Here is a 21,617-nt window from a genome sequence, read left to right on the forward strand (position 1 = left end):
CGTCACCAAGGTCCTCCCGGCGCAAGCCGGGACCTGCGGCAGAATTGTCAGCTATCTCATAGTTTCAAGAATCCTGTTGCGTTAAGCCGGTAGTCGTCTACGACGGTATTTTCATGGGGCGAGCGCAACGGCGTGAACGATCCAGCAATTGTTTTCAGCCCGGCTCCCAGATTCAATCCGGCCTTCAAGCGTGCGTTGAATGACATATTGGGCGGAAGCGCCGCCAGCGTCCTGACCATCACGTTCGGACTGTCCTACTCGCTGCTGATTTTTACCGGCCCCCTGTCGCCGTATCTGTCTTACGGAATTGCGGCGACCTTCATCGGTTCCGCCGTGCTCGCAGCCGTCATCGCGCTCGGCAGTTCCCTGCCCTTCGCGGTTGCCGCTCCCGACAGCTCGATCGCCGCGGTGACGGGAATTTTGATCGCCTCGCTGGTCGAACGCATGGCGGCGGCCGATCCGTCGGCGCCGCTGCTCTCGCCCGTCCTGATCACGCTGTGCCTGTCGACCGTGCTGACCGGCGTTGTCTTGTGCGGATTGGGCCTGACTCGCATGGGTCGCGCCATTCGCTACGTGCCCTATCCTGTGGTCGGCGGTTTCCTCGGCGCCACCGGGCTCCTGATCGTCATGGGCGCGATCCGTGTCATCGCCGATCATCCCGTGGATTTCGCCTCGCTGCCGCGCTTGGCAGACGGGGTCGCGCTATGGGGCCTGGGCGCGGCCTGCTGCATGGCCCTGGTGCTGTATCTGACTTGGCACCGCTCGCGTAGCCCGTTCGGACTGCCGATCATCCTGGTGGGAGGCGTGCTCGCGGCGCATCTGGCGTTTTGGATCTCTGGCGTCCCGCTCACTGAAGTCCGCGCGCTCGGCTGGACCTTCCAGCCACCGCCGGCGGCGTCCTTCGTGGTGCCCTGGCATGCCGACGGCTTCAGGCAATATCCCTGGTTCGCGGTCCCGGACCTGCTCGGCAATCTCGTCGCCGTCGTCTTCGTCACGGCGTCCAGCACGCTGTTCAACACCACGGGGATCGAAGTGGCCGTGCATCGGGAGGCCGATCTGGAACGCGAGCTGAACGTCACCGGCGCGGCCAACATGCTGACCGGCGTGCTCGGCGGCTATCCCGGATGCATCTCGGTCAGCCGCTCGCTCCTCAACTTCTCGAGCGGCGGCCGCGGCCGGCTGTCCGGCCTCACCGTCGCGGTGATGTCGGTGCTGATGCTCGCGATCGCGCCCGAACTACTCGGTTACATCCCGAAATTCGTGCTCGGCGGATTGCTGCTCTATCTCGGCGCCGACCAGCTGCACAAATGGATCATCGAATCGCGCAGGCGCCTTTCGAATCTCGAATATCTCTCGCTGCTTGCCATCATCGTCATCATTATGACCTGGGGCTTCGTACCGGGCATCCTGATCGGCGTAATCATCGGCTGCGCGACTTTCGCGTTCAGCGCGGCGCGGGTGGAGTCCATCAAGTACAGTTTCGACGGCTCGGAATACCGCTCCTCGCTCGATCGCTCGCGCGACGACCAGCAAGTGCTGCTGGCCCATGGCGGCAATATCCAGGGACTCAATCTGCAGAGCTACCTGTTCTTCGGCTCCGCAAACCGCCTCTTTCAGCACGTCAAGCGCCTGCTCCAGGAGCGGCCGCAGTGCCGTTACCTGCTGTTCGACTTCAAGCTCGTCACGGGCGTTGATTCGTCAGCGGCCTACAGCTTTGCACAGATCAAGCGCAGCGCGGCCGAACTCGGCGTCGAGTTGATCCTCGTGCACCTGCCGCCGGCAGCCGAGAAGGTGCTGCGCTCCAGCGGCTTCATGGGCGAGGGCGTCACCATCGTTCCGGAGCTCGATCACGCACTGGAATGGTGCGAAAACGAGATCATCGCGCAACATCAGGGACGGGCCCAGGAAGAGGCCAGCCTGCGCGAGTGGTTCACGCGCATTCTCGGCAGCGAGGACGACGCCGACGCGCTGATCCACCGCTGCCAGCGCATCGAGGTCGAGGCCGGCGAAGTCATCGTGCAGGCCGGCGACCCCGCCGATTCCATGCATTTCATCCTGGACGGCCGCGTCGGCATCATGGTGCCCGCCGACGAAGACCGCACTACCCGCGTGCGCAGCCTCGGCCGCTACACCACGATCGGCGAGATGGGTCTGGTGTCGAACACGCCGCGCAGCGCAACGATCCAGGCCGAGGTCGACAGCGTGCTCTACGTCCTCAATACGCACCAGTTCGACGCGATTAGGAGCGAAGACCCCGCACTCAGCCACAAGCTGCTGACGTATTTCGTGTCGGTGATGGCGGAGCGGTTGACGTTCGCGAATAGAACGATCGCGGTGCTGAGGCGGTAGGACGGCTCGCACCGTCATTGCGAGGAGCCCGCGACGAAGCAAACCAGACTGCCTCCATGGAAGACTCCGGATTGCTTCGCTCCGCTCGCAATGACGTGGAGAGACGAACCCCTAAACCCCCGCCATCATCACGTATTTGATCTCGACATATTCTTCCATGCCGTGACGCGAGCCTTCGCGTCCGAGCCCGCTCTCCTTGACGCCGCCGAAGGGGGCGACCTCGGTGGTGATCAGGCCGGTGTTGACCCCGACCATGCCTGATTCCAGCGCCTCGGCGACGCGCCAGACGCGGCCGAGATCACGGGAATAGAAGTAGGAGGCAAGACCGAACGGCGAGGCGTTGCACATCGCAATGACGTCGGCCTCGTCCTTGAAGCGGATGACCGGCGCGAGCGGGCCGAAGGTTTCCTCCTGCGACACTAGCGAGTCCGACTTGACGTCGGCCAGCACGGTGGGCTCGAAGAACGAGCGTCCAAGCTCGCTGCGCTTGCCACCGGTGACGATTTTAGCGCCGCGCTTGACGGCGTCCGCAATGTGGCGCTCGACCTTGTCGACCGCCTTCATGTTGATCAGGGGCCCTTGCGTGACGCCGCTCTCGGTGCCGTCGCCGATCTTCATCGTCGCGACTTTCTTCGACAGCTTCTGCACGAATTCGTCGTAGATCTTGTCCTGGGCGTAGAGGCGGTTGGCGCAGACGCAGGTCTGGCCCATGTTGCGGTATTTCGAGACGATGGCGCCTTCGACCGCGGCGTCGATGTCGGCGTCGTCGAACACCACGAAGGGCGCATTGCCGCCAAGCTCGAGGCCAAGCCGCTTCACCCCGACGGAGGCCTGCTGGTAGAGGATCTTGCCGACCGCGGTCGAGCCGGTGAAGCCGACGAAGCGCACCGCCGGATGCTCGCACAGCACCTTGCCGATCGGCGGCGCGTCACCCGTAACGATGTTGAGCACGCCCTTGGGGATGCCGGCCTTCTCGGCGAGTACCGCCAGCGCCAGCGCCGACAGCGGCGTTTCATTGGCGGGCTTGAGCACCACGGTGCAGCCGGCGGCGAGCGCCGGCGACACCTTTCGGGTGATCATGGAGTTCGGGAAATTCCACGGCGTGATGGCGCCGCAGACGCCGATCGGCTGCTTGATCGCGAGCAGCCGCGCGTCAGGCCGCTGCGTCGGAATGGTCTCGCCATAGACGCGCCGGGCCTCTTCGGCGAAGAACTCGATATAGGCGGCGCCGATGTCGACCTCGCCGAGCGCCTCGGTGAGCGGCTTGCCCTGCTCGGAGGTGAGGATCAGTGCGAGGTCCTCGCGGTTGGCCGTGATCAGCTCGAACCATTTGCGAAGGATGTTGGAGCGCTGCTTGGCGGTGTGCTTGGCCCAGCCCGGAAAGGCGCGCTCGGCGGCTTCGACCGCCTTGGTCGTATCATCGGCACCAAGCTGCGGAACTTTTGCGAGCTCGACACCGCTCGCGGGATTGTTGACCGCGAAGACCGGGGTGCCGACCCAGGCGCCGTCGATGTAGCAGGCCTCCTTCAGGAGCGAAGGGTCCTTCAACCGGTCGCGCAGGGTGGCGGTGGCTTGCGGGGCGCGTGCGGCGGCGGTCGGTGTCATGGCGTTACTCCCAGGGGCGATCGGATCGGCCGGAATATAGGGGCAAGCGGTGCCCAATGCACCGCCCCGCAACGCACATCTGCCTGTAGCTTGGAAGAGGGCGGCCTTACGCCGCGCCGCTCATATAGGTTTCGCGGCGGCCAATCATGCGCTCGGCCGCGGCCTTGGCGTCGGCCTTCGACGACGTTGCGCACGTCCGGTATTCGAGATCGGGAACGTCGGACGGGTTACGGCGGCCGAACCAGTTTTTCGAGCCGATCGGCAGCAGCGCCAGGGATTGCGCCAGATTGTCGACCGCACCGAAGGAATAGAGCGCGCCGGTGCCGGCGATGCGCACCTCGTAGATGCCGGGCGAAATCGGCGCCTCCAAATTCTCGCCCCGTCCGGGACGGGGATAGCGCTTCCATTCGCTCCAGGTCGAAATCATCTGAGGTCCCCCTCGCGGCCGCTCAGCAGCCGCCAATTTGCATCAAGTCTTACTGTCGCCGGCCGATTGGCCGCGTGCTGAAACGCCGCAACGCACAAAATGTTTCAAGTGATTCAAACACCCGAAACATACCGGCGGCGCCATCCAAGGTCACGGCGGGCCACAGTCATCCACCGCAGATTGTGACGGAGTGTTGCAGTTCAGCCGTCCTGTCGTCCTGCGCCGGGTGCGGCCCGTCAAGTCACGACATCGCGACCGCCGCAGGCATCTGGACACGCTTGCCGCGCGGGGCGCGGGGGAGGACAATCGATCACTTCCAACAATAATCAAACCGGAGGAAACACGCATGCAGAGCAAAGCCGAGATCGACGAGATTCTGCGCCAGAAGAGCGATGCCAGGGAAATCCCCGGCGTCGTGGCGATCGCTGCCAGCGGTAACGACGTGCTGTACCAGGGCGCGTTCGGCAAGCGCGACCTGTCGAAGCCCGATGCGATGACGGCGGACAGCGTGTTCTGGATCGCATCGATGACGAAGGCCGTGACGTCGGCGGGCGCGATGCAGCTGGTCGAGCAGGGCAAGCTGTCGCTGGACGCGCCGATCGGCGATGTATTGCCCGATCTCGCCAAGCCGCAGGTGCTCGAAGGATTCGATGCCAAGGGCGAAGCGAAGCTGCGGCCGGCCAAGGGGCCGATCACGCTGCGCCAACTCATGACCCACACCGCCGGCTTCTGCTACAACATGTGGAACGGTGATCTTGCGCTCTATCTGGACAAGAACGGCATTCCCGCCATCACCACCTGCCAGAATGCGGCGCTGAAGACGCCTATCATGACCGACCCTGGCACGCGCTGGGAGTACGGCACCAACATCGATTTCGTCGGCAAGGCCGTGGAGGCCGCCAGCGGCAAACGGCTCGATGTTTACCTGCGCGACAATCTGTTCAGCCCGCTCGGCATGAGCGATACGGCTTTCAAGATCACCGAGGACATGCGCAAGCGCCTCGTCGGCATGCACGCGCGCGGCGAGGACGGCCAGCTCGCATCGATCCCGTTCGAGCTCGAGCAGGAGCCGGAATTCCACATGGGCGGCGGCGGCCTCTACTCGACGGCGGCCGACTACATCAAGTTCACCCGGATGATCCTCAACAAGGGCCGCGGCAACGGCAACCAGGTGCTGAAGGCCGAGACGGTCGCCACGATGGGACAGAACCACATCGGCGATCTCGCCATGGGCAAGATGACCACGGCGGCACCGATGTACACCAACGACGTCGATCTCTATCCGGAGCAGGTGAAGAAGTGGGGCCTCAGCTTCATGATCAACACCGCCAAGACCGCGGAAGGACGCAGCGCAGGCAGCCTCGCCTGGGCAGGCCTCGCCAACACCTATTACTGGATCGACCCGGCCCGCGACGTCACCGGCGTGATCCTGATGCAGCTGCTGCCGTTCGCCGACGCGAAATGCCTGGAAGCGTTCGCGGGATTTGAGCGCGGGGTCTATGCCGGGCTCGATGCTGCCGGGAGCGGGCAGAAGGCAGCCTAGCCCCTTAGCATGAGGCGCGACTTGTCGCGCGCTCACGACACAATGGATACTCTCGTGCCCGGTGAGGCACCCGGTCCGGGCACGGGAGACAAGGCTTAGGCTGGAGGACATCAACTTGACGGACAAGGGCGACAGCTACGTTTGCGGCATCTCGGACGCGCCGCTGCTCGGCGACACGATCGGCCGCAGCCTCGATCAGGCCGCGCAGCGCTGGGGAAACCGCGAAGCGCTGGTCTCGCCCAGCCATGGCGTCAGATGGACCTGGCGGGAATTCGCCGAGCGGGTCGATGCGCTCGCCGCCGGTTTTCTCGCACTCGGTCTCGAGCGGGGGGCACGGATCGGAATCTGGTCACTGAACCGGCCGGAATGGACGCTGACCCAGTTCGCCGCCGCCAAGGCCGGTCTCATCCTGGTGACGATCAATCCCGCGTATCGCTTGAGCGAGCTGGAGTTTGCGCTGAAGAAGGTCGGCTGCGCGGCGATCGTCACCGCCACGGCGTTCAAGTCCAGCAATTACATGGAGATGCTCAACACGCTGTTGCCGGAGCTGTCAGGCGCCGAGCCAGGGCAGTTGCAATCGGCACGGCTGCCGGCCCTGCGGATCGTGATCCAGATCGGCGGCCCCGCCGCTGCCGGCACGATTCCCTTCGACGAGGTCGCGCGCATTGGCGGCGACCAGCATCGCCAGCAGCTCGTTGCGCTCGGCCGAGAGCTGCAGTTCGACGACCCCGTCAACATCCAGTTCACCAGCGGCACGACGGGATCGCCCAAGGGGGTGACGCTGACCCATCACAACATCCTCAACAACGGCTATTTCACGGGACGGGCGATGCGCCTCACCGAGCAGGATCGCATCTGCATTCCGGTGCCGCTCTATCATTGCTTCGGCATGGTGATGGGGAATCTTGCCTCCGTCACCCTCGGCACGACCATGGTTTATCCGGGCGAAGGATTCGATCCGCTCATGACGCTGCGTACGATCGAACAGGAGAAATGCACGGCGCTCTACGGCGTGCCGACCATGTTCATCGCCGAGCTCGATCATCCCGAATTCGCGACTTTCAATCTCAAGTCACTGCGCACCGGCATCATGGCCGGCGCGCCTTGCCCGATCGAGGTGATGAAGCGGGTCAACACCGAGATGAACATGCGCGAAGTCACGATCGCCTACGGCATGACCGAGACCAGCCCGGTCAGCTTCCAGAGCGCGACGGACGATCCGCTCGAGCGGCGTGTCTCCACGGTCGGACGGATCCATCCGCATGTCGAGGTCAAGGTCATCGACCTCGAGGGCAGGATCGTCAAGCGCGGCGAACGGGGCGAGCTGTGCACCCGCGGCTACAGCATCATGCTTGGCTATTGGGACGAAAAGGAAAAGACGGCCGACGTGCTCGACGCCAACGGCTGGATGCACACCGGCGACCTCGCCGTCATCGACGACGAGGGCTATTGCAATATCGTCGGCCGCATCAAGGACATGGTGATCCGCGGCGGCGAAAATCTCTATCCGCGCGAGATCGAAGAGTTTCTCTACCGTCACCCCAAGATCCAGGACGTGCAGATCTTCGGCGTTGCCGATACCCGCTATGGCGAAGAGCTCTGTGCCTGGGTCCGCGTCAGATCGGGCGAGACGCTGACCGCAGAGGAGGTCCGCGCCTTCTGCGAGGGCCAGATCGCCCACAACAAGATCCCGCGCTACGTGGAATTCGTCGACGAATTCCCGATGACGGTGACGGGAAAGATCCAGAAGTTCCTGATGCGTGACGCCGTTGAGCAGCGGCTGGGACTGAAGGCGGCGAAGACGGCGTGACGGCCGAGAACCTGCATCCACACCGTCATTGCGAGCGTAGCGAAGCAATCCAGTCTGTCCCCGCGGAGGGGTTCTGGATTGCTTCGTCACAAGAGCTCCTCGCAATGTCGGGGAGAGAGCGGGGACCTACGCCGTCAGCCCGCGCTGCTGGGCAAGCTCCTTCAGCGACACTTGCGGCCGCGCGCCGATGTGCTGGATCACTTCGGCGGCCGCGAGCGCGCCGAGCTCGCCGCACTGCTTGTACGCAAGATTGCGCGCCAGGCCGAACAGGAAGCCTGCGGCGAAGAGGTCGCCGGCGCCGGTGGTGTCGACCACCTTGTTGACCGGGAAGGCCGGCGCCGCGACGGCGTCTTCGGACGACACGACCATGCAGCCCTTCTCGCTGCGGGTAACGATTCCGAGATTGGCGTCATTGCGCAGCTGCTTCAGCGCGGTATCGAAATCCGACGTCATGTAGAGCGAGTGCAGCTCGGACTCGTTGGCGAACACAATGTCGACGGTACCGTTGCGCATCAAGGAAAGGAACTCGTCGCGATAGCGGTCGACGCAGAACGAATCCGACAATGTCAGCGCCACCTTGCGCCTGGCATCATGGGCAATCTTGGCCGCCTTGACGAAGGCGTCCTTGGCGTTCTTGGGATCCCAGAGATAGCCTTCGAGATAGACGATGCCGGCGCCGGCGATTTCCGCCGGGTCGATATCGGCTGGCGACAGATCCTGTGCCGCGCCGAGATAGGTATTCATGGTGCGCTCGCCGTCATCCGTGACCAGGATGTAGGAGCAACCGGTGGCGGGACCGTCCGTCGCGGCGGGCGTGTTGAAGGCAACGCCGGCAGCGCGGATATCGTGGACGTAGAGCTTGCCGATCTGGTCGTCCTTGACCTTGCCGACATAGGCCGCCCGTGCCCCCAGGCTGCCGATGCCGACGATGGTGTTGGCGGCGGAGCCGCCCGAGACTTCCGTGGCCGGACCCATGTCCTTGTAAATGGCCGCCGCACGCCCCTCGTCGATCAGGGACATGCTGCCCTTGGCCATGCCGTGCCTGGCCAGAAAGGCCTCGTCGGTCCTGACCAGCACGTCGAACAGCGCGTTGCCGATGCCGAGAACGTCATATTTCACGTCAGCCATTCACCTTGATCCTGTTTGGCGGATTGCGATCCCAGCGGAAATCCGCTTCCTGTCGGCCTGAAATCCGGCTCGCGGCCTATCACGACCGGGCCTGCACGGGCAAGCAACGGTATTATTAAAGAGCATGATCCGCTCCTTCCTGACCGTCTCGACGGGAACGCTGGCCTCGCGGCTGCTGGGCTTTGCCCGCGATTCCCTGATCGCGGCGCTGCTCGGCACCGGCGCCGTGGCGGACGCATTTCTGGCGGCGTTCCAGCTCGTCAATGTGGCGCGCCGTCTGCTCAGCGAGGGGGCGCTCAATGCGGCGCTGATCCCGGCCTGGCTGCGGGCGCGCGACCGCGATGGCGAGATGGCCGCTTCGGCATTTGCGGGACGCGTGCTCGGCGCGGTCAGCGCGGCCCTGGTCGCGATCTCGATCGGCATCGCGCTTCTGATGCCGCTGATCATCACGGTGATCGCGCCGGGATTTGTCGGCAGTGCGACGCTCGATCTTGCCATCGCGAACGCGCGGCTGATGCTGCCGTATCTCGCCTTCGCCGGCCCGGTCACCGTGCTGATGGGCCTGCTGAATGCGCAAGGACGCTTTGCGCTCACGGCGTTCTCGCCGCTGCTGTTCAACATCGCCTTGATCGCCGCAATCGCGATGCTCCTGGTCTGGCGCGCCGATGCCGCTTTTGCGGCGTGGATGCTGGCGGCGACCGTTGGCATCGCCGGCCTGCTGCAACTCCTGATGTTGCTGTCGCAGCAAAGTGCGCGACTTGCCGCCCCGCTGCGCGTGAGTTTCGACAAGGAGATGCGCGACTTCTTCGCCAAGGCCATTCCCGGCATGATCGCAAGCTCCGGCCCGCAATGGCTGATGGTGGCCGGCGCAATCATCGCCTCGGCCACGCCGTCCGCGGTGTCCTGGCTCTATTTCGCCAACCGGCTGATCGAGCTGCCGCTCGGCATCGTCGGCGTCGCCATGGGCACCGTGCTGGTGCCGGAGCTGACGCGCGCCATCGCCAGCTCCGACCGGGAGGCGGTGGCGCATGCGGAATCCCGTGCGCTGGAGCTTGCGACCGGGCTGGCGCTGCCCGCCACGCTCGGCCTGATCGTGCTGGCCGAGCCGATCGTGCGGCTGCTGTTCGAGCATGGCGCCTTCGGCGCGAATGACAGCACGGCAACCGCGCATGCGCTGACGTGGCTGGCACTTGGCCTGCCCGCCCACGTGCTGATCAAGGCGCTGTCGCCGGCGTTCTATGCCCGCGGCGACACGATGACGCCGCTGCTCGCCACAGCCAAAGGCTTCGTGGTAACGGTCGCGCTCGCGGTTCTGCTCGGTCATGTCTTCGGCACGAGCGGAATCGCGGCCAGCATCGCGCTTGGTGCCTGGAGCAGCGCGCTCTCGCTGCTCCGTAAGGGCACGGCCGAGTTCGGCTTCTCGGTCGATGCCACCGCCCGCAAGCGGCTGCCGCGGATCGTGCTCGCCGCAGCCGCCATGGGCGCCCTGCTCTGGCTCACTGTGGACCTCGTGCCTGCCGAGACCCATGGCTTCATCAAGTTCATCGTGCTGGGCGTGCAGATCGCGGCCGGGATAGCCGTCTACGGCCTGCTCCTGCAAATCCTCGGCGCAGCCTCCTGGCGCGAGGCGGTTAACGCGTTGAAACGGCCGGCCTAAACCGCGAGCCCGGCGAAATACCCTTGACGGGGCAGCGCCGCTGTTGGAAACGACGGCCCGAATACCTATGGGAAAGCTGACCATGCCATTCGTTGAACGGGTTTTTTCGGGCGTCCAGCCGACGGGCAATCTGCATCTCGGCAATTACCTCGGCGCGATCGTCAACTTCGTGAAGATGCAGGAAACCCACAACTGCATCTATTGCGTCGTCGACATGCACGCGATCACGCAAGGCATCGACGTCTGGGGCGGCCCGGCCGAGCTCACGCGCAACACCCGCGAGGTCACCGCGGCGTTCATCGCCGCCGGCATCGATCCCAACAAGCACATCGTGTTCAACCAGAGCCAGGTCTCGGGCCATGCCGAGCTCGCCTGGATCTTCAACTGCGTCGCGCGCATGGGCTGGCTCGGCCGCATGACCCAGTTCAAGGAGAAGGCCGGCAAGGACCGCGAGAACGCCTCGGTCGGGCTGTTCGACTATCCCGTGCTGATGGCGGCCGACATCCTCTTGTACCGGGCCACGCACGTGCCGGTCGGCGAGGACCAGAAGCAGCATCTCGAGCTCTCGCGCGACATCGCGCAGAAGTTCAACAACGATTTCGGCGGTTCCATTCGCGCCCAGGGAAACAATGACGGCCTGTTCTTCCCGCTGCCGGAACCCCTGATCACGGGGCCGGCGACGCGGGTGATGAGCTTGCGCGACGGCACCAAGAAGATGTCGAAATCCGATGCGTCGGACAATTCGCGCATCAATTTGACTGACGACGCCGACACCATCGCGCAGAAGATCCGCAAGGCGAAGACCGATCCGGAACCGCTGCCGTCAGAGGAGAAGGGGCTGGAAGCCCGTCCCGAGGCCGACAATCTCGTCGGCATCTTCGCAGCGCTCTCTGGCCGCGCCAAGGCGGATGTGCTGCGCGAATTCGGCGGCGGCCAGTTCTCCAGCTTCAAGAACGCGCTGGCGGAGCTGTGCGTGACAAAACTCGCGCCGATCGCGGGCGAAATGAAGCGCCTCGTCGCCGACCCCGGCCATATCGACGCGATCCTGAACGACGGATCCGACCGGGCCCGCGCCATCGCCGACGAGACGATGAAGCTCTCCAAGGATATCGTCGGCTTCATCTACCGGCGCTAAAGACGGCCGGCGCTGACGCACCGGCCGCATCTGCTCTCCCCAACGCTGCGGGAGTGTGGCAGCATGCTGTGCCTGCAGATTCCGGGAGATGCATGACCAGCAAGCGACTTTGCTACGAGCCGGGTCACAAGCCCAAATGCCTCGTCATCGTCGATGACACCGCCGAATGGGATCGCGCGGTCTACTATGCCAGCCGCTGGGCGATCCGCGTCGGCGGCGGCGTGGTGATGCTGCGTATCATCGAGCCCAATCAGCAGAGCCAGGAATGGCTGGGGGTCGCCGACATCATGCGCGCGGAGGCGCAGGAAGCGGCGGAGGCCGCGCTCGACCGCGCCGCCGGCCGCGCCAACGGCATCGCCGCGATCACCCCGGAGCGGGTGATCCGCGAGGGCACGCCGATGGAACAACTGCTCGCCGTGATCGACGAGGACCCCGACATCGCCATGCTGGTGCTCGCCGCCAATCCCGGCGCGGAAGGGCCGGGCCCCCTGGTCGCCCTGCTCGCGCACGAGGTGGGCACGTTCCCGATCCCGATGACGATCATTTCCGGCGCGCTGAGCGACGAAAGCGTGGATTCGCTGTCGTAGGACGCCTCTCACCCTCTCCCCTCCAGGGAAGGTAAGAACGCACTTAACCCGCTGATATAACAACAGAACGTCGTTCTGGCCCCTTGATCGTGCGTTCGCCGTCGCCATCTGCTAGGGATTAGGGCACGCGCCGGCCTTGAACCGGCGACGTCTGGAGAGAGCCATGTTCATTCAAACCGAAGCCACCCCCAATCCCGCCACGCTGAAGTTCATCCCCGGCCGCGTCGTGGTCGATGGCGGCCCGATGGAATTTTCGAGCCGCGAAGCCGCCACGCGCTCCCCGCTCGCCGAAAAGCTGTTCGAGGTGCCCGGCGTCACCGGCGTGTTCTACGGATCGGACTTCATCACCGTGACCAAGGCGGACGGTGAATGGCAGCAGCTCAAGCCCGCGATCCTCGGTGCCATCATGGAGCACTACATGTCCGGCGCACCGCTGCTCGCCGACGGGGCGGCTCAAGATGATACTGATCTCGACGACGAGGACGAGTTCTTCGACGAGTCCGATGCCGAAACGGTCGACATGATCAAGGACCTGATCGAGACGCGCGTGCGGCCGGCGGTCGCCAATGACGGCGGCGACATCACCTTCCGCGGCTTCAAGGACGGCATCGTCTATCTCAACATGAAGGGCTCCTGCGCCGGCTGCCCGTCATCGACCGCGACGCTGCAACACGGCATCCAGAACCTGCTCAAGCACTTCGTGCCCGACGTGGTCGAAGTCCGGCCGATGTGAATTGCAGAGTCTGCGCACTGATTTCACTCCGTCTGCCCGGGCTTGTCCCGGGCATCCACGTTCTTGGGGCCGCAAAGTCGTGGATTGCCAGGTCAAGCCCGGCCATGACGGCGAGAACCTTGGCCATCATCCAGTTGCCAATGCTATGATCAGGCCATGCTGATCCTCGCCATCGATACTGCGCTCGACGCCTGCTCCGTCGCCGTGCTGGACACCGACGCCGGCGAGCTCCTCGCGCAGGAGCAGCTTCTCATGAAGCGCGGCCACGCCGAGGCCCTGATGCCGATGATCGCGCGCGTCATGCAATCGGCCAGTCTCGCCTTCGCCTCGCTCGACCGCATCGCGGTCACCGTCGGTCCCGGCAGCTTCACCGGCCTGCGCGTCGGCATTTCGGCGGCGCGCGGCCTTGCGCTCGCAGCCGAGCGGCCGGCGATCGGCCTCACCACCTTGTCGGCCTATGCCGCCGCAATCGTCGGCCAGAGCAAATCAGCGCCCGTGATCTCGGCGATCGACGCGCGGCACGATCACGTCTATTTCCAGATCGTCGCCGGCGATGGCAGCCAGCTGGTGCGACCGAAGGTCGCCAGTATCGACGAGGCGATCGCGGCCTCGCAATTCGGTGCGCCGCATTTGGTCGGCAATGCCGCAGGGATCCTCGCCGAGCGCTGGCCGAAGGATAGTCCGCAGCCGGTCGCGGTCGATGCGCAGGCCGCGCCCGACATCAGCTGGGTCGCATGGCTCGGCGCCGCAGCCAATCCCGAGACAACGCCGGCACGCCCGTTCTATTTGAAGGCACCCGACGCCAAGCCGCCGGCGCAGCCGCCATTTGCAGCACAAGCCGCAACCTCATGATGAGATGGCTGTCGCAATGGTGGCGCGGCGGCACGGCCGCCGTCGAGCCCGCATCCGCGCGCGATGCCGCGCGGCTGGCGCAGCTTCACGGCGCCTCTTTCGCGCGCGGCTGGGGCGAAGGCGAGTTCGAGGGCATGCTCAGCGAGCGCAACACGTTGGTGCATCGGTTGCGTCTCGGCCGCAAGACGATCGGCTTTGCGGTGTCGCGGATCGGCGCTGACGAGGCGGAAATCCTCTCGATCGCGGTGGATGAGGCCCATCGTGGCCGCGGCCTCTCCCGCGCGCTGCTGATGACCCATCTCGGCCATCTCGCGGGGCGCGGCGTGCGCACAATATTTCTCGAAGTCGAGGAAAATAACCAGCCGGCGCGGCGACTCTACGACAGGTGCGGATTCATGGTGGTCGGGCGCCGCGAACGCTACTATAAGCAGCCGGACGGGGAACAATTGAACGCCCTTCTGATGCGACGTGACTTGTCGTAATATCGATGGCAGAACGCGCCCCGTCAGGCAGACAACACATGACTGGACTTAAAGCTTCCGCCGCATCCAAGGCCTCCGGTATCGAGGCGCGCTGTGCCGCCACCGGCATGCGCATGACCGAGCAACGCCGCGTCATCGCGCGCGTGCTCGCGGAGGCCGTCGATCATCCCGATGTCGAGGAATTGTACCGGCGCTGCGTCGCCGTCGACGACAAGATCTCGATCTCGACCGTGTATCGGACTGTAAAACTGTTCGAGGATGCCGGCATCATCGAGCGTCATGATTTCCGCGAAGGCCGCGCGCGCTACGAGACGATGCGCGACAGCCATCACGACCACCTCATCAATCTGCGCGACGGCAAGGTGATCGAGTTCACCTCCGAGGAGATCGAGAAGCTGCAGGCGGAGATCGCCCGCAAGCTCGGCTACAAGCTGGTCGACCACCGGCTCGAGCTCTATTGCGTCCCGCTCGACGACGACAAGCCGACGTCCTGATTTAGTGCCCATCGATCTCATCATCTTCGATTGCGACGGTGTGCTCGTGGACAGCGAGGTGATCTCCTGTCGCGCCCATGCGGACGTGCTGACGCGGCACGGTTATCCGATCACATCCGAGCAGGTGCTGGTCCGTTTCCTCGGCGTATCCGAGAAGGACGCACGACTGATGGTCGAACAGGAGATCGGCCGCAGCCTCCCGGGTGACCTGGAGCAGCAGATCAGTGCGGCCACGCTGCAATTCTACGCCAGCGATCTCCAGCCGATCACCCATGTGGCGGCCGCGATCGCCGCGATTAATTTGCCCAAATGCGTCGCGTCGAGCGGCACACCGGAGAAGATCCTTCACGGCCTGACTTGTGCCGGGCTGTACGACCTGCTCGCTCCCAACATCTTTTCCGCAAGCCAGGTCGCTCGCGGCAAGCCTGCGCCCGATCTGTTTCTGTTTGCAGCCGCACAGATGAAAGTCGCGCCCGAGCGATGTCTCGTGATCGAGGACAGCGTCCCCGGAGTGACCGGCGCGCATGCGGCCGGGATGTCCGTGCTGGGCTTTCATGGTGGCAGCCACTGCCCGACCGGCCATGCCGAGAGGCTTCGTGCCGCCGGTGCCGGATTAACGTTCGACGATATGCGGCAATTGCCGGAGCTGGTTCGGCGGGTCGCGGCGGAGGCCTTGGCGGGCTGATCTTCGCTCTCTCGCCGTCATTCTGGGCACGCGCGAGGCGCGTGAACCCGGAATCCGGACATTTTGGCGCGAGATTCGGGGTTCACGCTGCACGCGCCCCGGAATGACGGCGCAAATGGCCTCGATTTGCTGGATTTTCCACCCTCCAGCCTATATCTGAGGGCCGTCCTCCACCTCCATTTTCGGGTTCCATGACGCCGCCGCGCAAGCTGCACATCAAATCATATGGCTGCCAGATGAACGTCTACGATGCCCAGCGCATGGTGGACACGCTGGCTCCGGAAGGATTCGTGGAGACGGCCAGCGCCGAGGAGGCCGACCTCGTCATCCTCAATACATGCCATATCCGCGAGAAGGCCTCGGAAAAAGTCTATTCCGAGCTCGGCCGCCTGCGCGTCGCCAAGGACGAGGCCGCACGCGGGGGCCGCACCATGCAGATCGCGGTCGCGGGCTGCGTGGCGCAGGCAGAGGGCGAGGAAATCGTGCGCCGCGCGCCTGTCGTGGACGTCGTGGTCGGACCGCAGAGCTACCATCATCTGCCCGAACTGTTGAAGCGCGCCGGCAACGAAGGCCGGGCGATCGAGACCGAGTTTCCGGCCGAGGACAAGTTCGGCTTCCTGGCCCAGCCAAAACCCGCAGCGATCCGCGCGCGCGGCATTTCCGCCTTCGTGACCGTGCAGGAAGGCTGCGACAAGTTCTGCACTTTCTGCGTGGTGCCCTATACGCGCGGCGCGGAAGTCTCGCGCCCCGTGGCGAGGATCATCGACGACGTGAGGCGGCTTGCCGACAACGGCGTGCGCGAGCTCACGCTGATCGGGCAGAACGTCAACGCCTATCATGGCGAGGGGCCGGACGGGAAAGCCTGGCCGCTCGGCAGACTGCTCGAGCATCTGGCGACGATTCCCGGCATTGCGCGGCTGCGCTATTCGACCAGCCATCCGCGCGACGTCGATGACAGTCTGATTGCTGCCCATCGCGATCTCGGTGCCCTGATGCCGTTCGTGCACCTGCCGGTGCAGTCGGGCTCGGACCGCATTCTGGCGGCCATGAACCGGAAACATACCGCCGATGATTACCGGCGGGTCATCGACCGTTTCCGCACCGCGCGCCAAGACATTGCTTTTTCATCAGATTTCATCGTCGGCTTCCCCGGGGAGAGCGAGCAAGATTTTCTCGCCACCCTCGCGCTTGTCACGCAAATCGGCTACGCTGCGGCTTATTCGTTCAAATACTCCGCCCGGCCGGGAACGCCGGCCGCGGATATGCAGGAGACGGTGTCCCCCGCCGAGATGGACCAGCGATTGGAGCGGCTCCAGGAACTGATCGACAGCCAGCAATCGGCCTTCAACAAGGCTGCGATTGGCTCAACGGTCGACGTGCTGTTCGAACGTCCGGCGCGCAAGGACGGCCAGATCGTCGGCCGTACCGCATTCCTGCAGCCCGCCCACGTGATGGCCTCGCCCGACATCATCGGACACATCCTGCCTGTGCGGATCGACAGCCTCGAGCGCTACAGCTTCCTCGGCGAGCTCGCCACACCGCGCCCCGCGCGTGAGCCCGCTTTATCGCAAGCCATTGGAGCCTGAACCCTTGCCAAAAAGCGCATCGGATTCGTCTTCTATCGCTCCCAGCCGCAAATTTGACCGCGACATGCAAGTTCCGCCCGAGACCCAGGTCGTCATCGACTTCGACGACAACCGTGCCGCATCCGCGCTGGTCGGCCCCTACGGCCAGCATCTGGCGCAGATCGAACGGCGGCTCGGTGTCGTCGTCGATTCCAAAGGCAACCACATCACGATCGGCGGCACGCGCGACGGCTGCGACGCCGCACGCCGCGTGCTGGAGGTGCTCTACGCCCAGGCCGTGAAGGGACAGGACCTCGACCAGGGCGAGGTCGAAGGCGCGATCCGCGCCGTCATCGCCCAGGGCTCGCTGTTCGAGTTCGACGCCAAATCGGCCAAATCGGCCTTCGACAGCATCAATCTGCGCAAGCGCCCGGTGCGCGCGCGCACGGCCGCTCAAGACTCCTACATCCGCGCGCTGAAGCGTCACGAGCTGGTGTTCGGCATCGGCCCCGCCGGCACCGGCAAGACCTGGCTTGCGGTCGCGCATGCCGCGCAACTGTTCGAGCGCAAGGAGGTCGACAAGATCATCCTGTCGCGTCCGGCGGTGGAAGCCGGCGAGAGGCTCGGCTTCCTGCCCGGCGATCTCCGCGAGAAGGTCGATCCATATCTTCGTCCCATCTACGACGCGCTCTATGACCTCATGGATGCACGCATCGTCGAGCGTGCGCTGCAGACCGGCGAGATCGAGATCGCGCCGCTCGCCTTCATGCGCGGCCGCACCCTCACCAACGCCGCCATCATCCTGGACGAGGCGCAGAACACCACGTCGATGCAGATGAAGATGTTCCTGACGCGCCTCGGCGAGAACAGCCGCATGATCGTGACAGGCGACCCCTCGCAGATCGACTTGCCGAACGGCCAGACCTCGGGCCTGGCCGAAGCGACCCGCCTCCTGGGCGGCGTCGAGGGAATTGCCCAGGTTCATTTCAAAGCCGAGGACGTGATCCGCCACGAGCTCGTGGCGCGGATCGTCGCCGCTTACGAAGGTTCGCCGCAGCGGCCGGTCGCCGGCCAATCCTGACGAGGCAACAGCGGGACCCCTGGGGGCGCGGACAATGCGCCCTTTCGTCCCAGACAGCACAATGTCCCATCCCAACCTTCCCATGACCGAAGTCCTCGTCGTCGCCGATTGCTGGCAGCGAGAGCCCGATTCCGAAGCCGTGATCCAGCGCGCCGTTGCGGCCGCCGCCGAGAGTGTCGACGAAGACGTTGCCGACGCGGAAGTGGCCGTGATGCTGACCGATGATGCCGGCATCCGCACCCTCAACAGCAACTGGCGCGGCATCGACAAGCCGACCAACGTGCTATCGTTTCCCGCGCTCCAGCCGGAGGGCGAGTGGAAGCCGGGTGATGCGCCGCGCATGCTCGGCGATATCGCGATCGCCTACGAGACCATGCGGCGCGAGGCCGACGAGGAACAAAAGCCGTTCGACCACCATTTGAGCCACCTCGCCGTACACGGCTTCCTGCATCTGATCGGCTACGATCACGAGAACGAGGACGACGCCGAGGAGATGGAAGCGCTGGAGACGCAGATCCTGGCTCACCTTGGAATTCCCGATCCCTATGCAGACCGCGCAGGGACGCACTGAGATGCCGGATTCCGACCCTATTCAGGACAACCCACGCAACACGGCCAATCTGCCCGCCGTCGTGACCCAGGGCGAGGTGATGCGCCCGACCGCGGAAGGATGGCTGCTGCGCGCCATCCGCACGCTGTTCGGCTGGAAGGCCGGATCGGTGCGCGAAGACCTCCAGGTCGTGCTCAACGCAACGACGCCCGACGACACCGGCTTTTCCGCGGTCGAGCGCACCATGCTGCGCAACATCCTGGGCCTGCACGAGCGCCGCATCGCCGACGTCATGGTGCATCGCGCCGACATCGTCGCGGTGAAGCGCGACATCCCGCTCGGCGAGTTAATGGACCGCTTCGAGAGCGCCGGTCATTCGCGCCTCGTCGTTTATAATGAGACGCTGGACGATCCCGTCGGCATCGTCCACATCCGCGACCTGCTCGCTTTCATGACCGCGCGGGCGCGCGTGTCCGAGGCCACCAAGACCAAGCGCAAGAAACCGCTGCCCGCCGGGCTCGATCTGAAGGCCGTGGACCTTGCGCTGCCGCTCGAGGACGCGCGTATCATCCGCAAGCTGCTCTACGTGCCGCCGTCGATGCGGGCGATCGACCTGCTCGCGCAGATGCAGGCCACGCGCATCCACCTCGCCCTGGTGGTCGACGAATATGGCGGCAGCGACGGCCTGGTTTCGCTCGAGGACATCGTCGAGCAGATCGTCGGTGAGATCGACGACGAGCACGACAGCGACGAGCCGCCCTCGATCGTGCGCCTGCCCGACAACGCCTTCATCGCCGATGCTCGCGCCAGCCTCGACGACGTCCGCTCGGTGATCGGCGAGGATTTCGTCACCGGTGAAGCCGGCGAGGAGGTGGAGACGCTGGGCGGCTATCTCGTCAGCTTCGTCGGGCGTCTGCCAGTGCGCGGCGAGGTGATCTCGGGCCCCGGCAATTACGAGGTCGAGGTGCTCGATGCCGATCCGCGCCGCGTCAAGCGGCTGCGCATCTCGACGCGCAAAGAACGTCCCGCCCCGCGCACCCAGCGCGAGAGCCGGCGTCGCGAAGCCGCGACGGACAGCGGTCAATCGCCCGCCAGCGACACGCCCAGCCCGCCGCCAAGCGACGGGACGGGCCAACAGTGAGTCCGTTCCAGCGACTTCGGCAGATTGCGCTTGCCATCATCCTCGCCTGGGGATGGAAGCGCGCCGTCATCGCGATGGCGGCTGGAGCATTGTCGGTGCTGGCACTGGCGCCGTTCAACCTCTTCCCGGTGCTGTTCATCACCTTCCCGGTGCTGGTCTGGCTGATCGACGGCACTGGCGCGGGACGCCATGGCGGCGTCCCGGCCGCGGCACTGACCGGCTACTGGTTCGGCCTCGGCTATTTCGTGCCCGGCCTCTACTGGATCGGCTACGCCTTTTTCGTCGATGCCGATGTGTTCGCCTGGCTGACGCCGTTCGCCGTGCTCGGCCTGCCGGCCTATCTGTCCGTCTTCACGGCCATTGGCTTTGCGCTGGCACGCCTGCTCTGGACCAAGGACGCCACGCGGGTGCTTGCGCTCGCAGCAAGCCTCACGTTGAGCGAATGGTTGCGCGGCCATGCCCTGACCGGCTTTCCCTGGAACGCGTTCGGCTATGCGCTCTCCGAGCCGTTGCCGCTGGCGCAGGCGGCGTCGCTGATCGGACTGTGGGGCATGACGTTCCTGACGGTTGCGATCTTCGCGAGCCCCGCGACCCTGATTGACCGCACGCCCGATCGCCGCCTGCCATGGCGCGTGCCGGCGGCGGCAATCGCACTCTTGATCGTCATGAGCATCTTCGGCGCGATCCGCCTGTCGCTGCATCCGACCACGATGGTATCGGGCGCCAAGCTGCGCCTGATGCAGCCGAATCTCCAGCAGAACGCCAAGTTCAACTACGCCGCCAAGGCGGAGGTGATGAAGAAATACCTGGCGTTGTCGGACCGCGCCTCGGGTCCGCAATCGACCGGCGTGCGCGATGCCACCATCCTGATCTGGCCGGAATCCGCCTTTCCGTTCTTCCTGACTCGCGAAGCCGACGCGATGGCTCAGATTGCAGACCTTCTGCCCAAGGGCACGGTACTGATCACGGGGTCAGTCCGCGCGCCCGACCTGCCCCGGAGCACGCCGATCACGCGTGCCTATAATTCGATCTACGTGATCGATCACGACGGCAGCGTGCTCGCAGTGTACGACAAGTTGCATTTGGTGCCGTTCGGCGAATTTCTTCCCTTCCAGGCACTGATGGAGAAGCTCGGTTTCGAGCAACTGACGCGTGTGCGCGGCGGCTTCATTCCCGGCACGGTACGACACGCGCTGCCGGTACCCGGTGCACCGCCCGCGCTGCCGCTGATCTGTTACGAAGCCATCTTTCCCGGCGAAGTGGCTGGACGCAACGAGCGTCCGGGCTGGATCGTGAACCTCACCAATGATGGTTGGTTCGGCATCTCGACCGGCCCCTATCAGCATCTGGAGCAGTCGCGGATGCGCGCGATCGAACTCGGATTGCCGCTGGTTCGCTCCGCCAATACCGGTATCTCCGCCGTGATCGATCCGGTGGGCCGCAACGTCGCCAGCCTCGGCCTCGGCATCGAAGGCATTTTGGATGCAAACCTGCCGGCCGCGATCCCGCCGACCGTCTACGCACGGGTGGGTGACGCGCCCGCAGCCATGCTCGTCGCGCTTGCGGTGATCCTGGCGGTCCGCCGACGCGTTACCAAGCTGCAGAGCTGATCGCACCGTCGCAGCGGAGGTAGCCGGAAACTTTTGACAACCGCAGTCCACGGTTGACAGACTGCACACGGGCTCCCCATTCTGCACCGACTGCAAAAGACAGTGGGCATTGCTAAATTTCTCCGCAATGTTTCCCAATAAGAGGGTTTGATTTGACGTTGCTTGCACCTGACGCACTCCGGT

Annotated in this window: 19 protein-coding genes; 16 read left to right on the forward strand and 3 right to left on the reverse strand. The window is 64.9% G+C overall.

Annotation, left to right across the window (positions count from 1 at the left end; translation table 11 throughout):
• Window positions 1-132: 132 nt before the first annotated feature.
• Complete coding sequence (locus RX330_RS00090; RefSeq protein WP_317241647.1) at window positions 133-2,349, forward strand: SulP family inorganic anion transporter; 2,217 nt, start codon at window positions 133-135, stop codon at window positions 2,347-2,349.
• A gap of 111 nt (window positions 2,350-2,460) precedes the next feature.
• Here RX330_RS00090 and RX330_RS00095 read toward each other — a convergent pair whose 3' ends face one another.
• Both RX330_RS00095 and RX330_RS00100 read right to left on the reverse strand, forming a co-directional pair.
• A complete protein-coding gene (locus RX330_RS00095) occupies window positions 2,461-3,954 on the reverse strand; it encodes an NAD-dependent succinate-semialdehyde dehydrogenase (RefSeq protein ID WP_317241648.1) in 1,494 nt (497 codons plus the stop codon).
• Between the two features lie 106 nt (window positions 3,955-4,060).
• On the reverse strand, window positions 4,061-4,381 hold the full coding sequence (locus tag RX330_RS00100) for a hypothetical protein (RefSeq protein WP_212083469.1): 321 nt from the start codon (window positions 4,379-4,381) through the stop codon (window positions 4,061-4,063).
• A gap of 346 nt (window positions 4,382-4,727) precedes the next feature.
• Here RX330_RS00100 and RX330_RS00105 point away from each other — a divergent pair, with 346 nt between their 5' ends.
• Both RX330_RS00105 and RX330_RS00110 read left to right on the forward strand, forming a co-directional pair.
• Complete coding sequence (locus RX330_RS00105; protein WP_317241649.1) at window positions 4,728-5,924, forward strand: serine hydrolase domain-containing protein; 1,197 nt, start codon at window positions 4,728-4,730, stop codon at window positions 5,922-5,924.
• Between the two features lie 115 nt (window positions 5,925-6,039).
• Window positions 6,040-7,734, forward strand: a complete 1,695-nt coding sequence (locus RX330_RS00110) for an AMP-binding protein (RefSeq protein ID WP_317241650.1) — start codon at window positions 6,040-6,042, stop codon at window positions 7,732-7,734.
• Window positions 7,735-7,860: 126 nt separating this feature from the next.
• Here RX330_RS00110 and RX330_RS00115 read toward each other — a convergent pair whose 3' ends face one another.
• On the reverse strand, window positions 7,861-8,862 hold the full coding sequence (locus RX330_RS00115; RefSeq protein WP_212083462.1) for an adenosine kinase: 1,002 nt from the start codon (window positions 8,860-8,862) through the stop codon (window positions 7,861-7,863).
• Window positions 8,863-8,986: 124 nt separating this feature from the next.
• Here RX330_RS00115 and murJ point away from each other — a divergent pair, with 124 nt between their 5' ends.
• The 13 genes from murJ to lnt all read left to right on the forward strand — a co-directional run bounded on the left by murJ (window position 8,987) and on the right by lnt (window position 21,434).
• On the forward strand, window positions 8,987-10,519 hold the full coding sequence (gene murJ, locus RX330_RS00120; protein ID WP_317241651.1) for a murein biosynthesis integral membrane protein MurJ: 1,533 nt from the start codon (window positions 8,987-8,989) through the stop codon (window positions 10,517-10,519).
• A gap of 82 nt (window positions 10,520-10,601) precedes the next feature.
• Window positions 10,602-11,654, forward strand: coding sequence for a tryptophan--tRNA ligase (gene trpS / locus RX330_RS00125; RefSeq protein ID WP_317241652.1), 1,053 nt, complete (start codon window positions 10,602-10,604; stop codon window positions 11,652-11,654).
• A gap of 92 nt (window positions 11,655-11,746) precedes the next feature.
• A complete protein-coding gene (locus RX330_RS00130) occupies window positions 11,747-12,241 on the forward strand; it encodes a universal stress protein (protein WP_212083450.1) in 495 nt (164 codons plus the stop codon).
• Window positions 12,242-12,404: 163 nt separating this feature from the next.
• Entirely contained in the window at window positions 12,405-12,974 is a 570-nt protein-coding gene (locus RX330_RS00135; RefSeq protein WP_212083448.1) for a NifU family protein, read from the forward strand.
• Window positions 12,975-13,130: 156 nt separating this feature from the next.
• Window positions 13,131-13,826 (forward strand): tRNA (adenosine(37)-N6)-threonylcarbamoyltransferase complex dimerization subunit type 1 TsaB, encoded by a 696-nt coding sequence (gene tsaB / locus RX330_RS00140; RefSeq protein WP_317241653.1) that lies wholly within the window; start codon window positions 13,131-13,133, stop codon window positions 13,824-13,826.
• Window positions 13,823-14,308 (forward strand): ribosomal protein S18-alanine N-acetyltransferase, encoded by a 486-nt coding sequence (gene rimI / locus RX330_RS00145; RefSeq protein WP_317241654.1) that lies wholly within the window; start codon window positions 13,823-13,825, stop codon window positions 14,306-14,308. The genes tsaB and rimI overlap by 4 nt, the downstream gene beginning before the upstream one ends.
• A 38-nt stretch (window positions 14,309-14,346) precedes the next feature.
• The gene (locus RX330_RS00150) at window positions 14,347-14,802 is read left to right on the forward strand and encodes a Fur family transcriptional regulator (protein ID WP_008540193.1); all 456 of its coding nucleotides are present in this window, start codon (window positions 14,347-14,349) and stop codon (window positions 14,800-14,802) included.
• A gap of 4 nt (window positions 14,803-14,806) precedes the next feature.
• Window positions 14,807-15,487, forward strand: coding sequence for an HAD family hydrolase (locus RX330_RS00155; RefSeq protein WP_212083442.1), 681 nt, complete (start codon window positions 14,807-14,809; stop codon window positions 15,485-15,487).
• A gap of 191 nt (window positions 15,488-15,678) precedes the next feature.
• A complete protein-coding gene (gene miaB, locus RX330_RS00160) occupies window positions 15,679-17,073 on the forward strand; it encodes a tRNA (N6-isopentenyl adenosine(37)-C2)-methylthiotransferase MiaB (RefSeq protein WP_212083440.1) in 1,395 nt (464 codons plus the stop codon).
• Window positions 17,074-17,137: 64 nt separating this feature from the next.
• Entirely contained in the window at window positions 17,138-18,133 is a 996-nt protein-coding gene (locus RX330_RS00165) for a PhoH family protein (protein WP_212083438.1), read from the forward strand.
• Window positions 18,134-18,194: 61 nt separating this feature from the next.
• A complete protein-coding gene (ybeY, locus tag RX330_RS00170) occupies window positions 18,195-18,704 on the forward strand; it encodes an rRNA maturation RNase YbeY (protein WP_212083436.1) in 510 nt (169 codons plus the stop codon).
• Between the two features lies 1 nt (window position 18,705).
• Window positions 18,706-19,824: a hemolysin family protein gene (locus tag RX330_RS00175; RefSeq protein ID WP_249153196.1), complete on the forward strand. Its 1,119-nt coding sequence runs from the start codon at window positions 18,706-18,708 to the stop codon at window positions 19,822-19,824.
• Complete coding sequence (gene lnt / locus RX330_RS00180; protein ID WP_317241656.1) at window positions 19,821-21,434, forward strand: apolipoprotein N-acyltransferase; 1,614 nt, start codon at window positions 19,821-19,823, stop codon at window positions 21,432-21,434. Before RX330_RS00175 ends, lnt begins: the two co-directional genes overlap by 4 nt.
• The last annotated feature ends 183 nt before the right edge of the window (window positions 21,435-21,617 follow it).

This window comes from Bradyrhizobium sp. NDS-1 (assembly GCF_032918005.1).
Lineage (GTDB): Bacteria > Pseudomonadota > Alphaproteobacteria > Rhizobiales > Xanthobacteraceae > Bradyrhizobium > Bradyrhizobium tunisiense.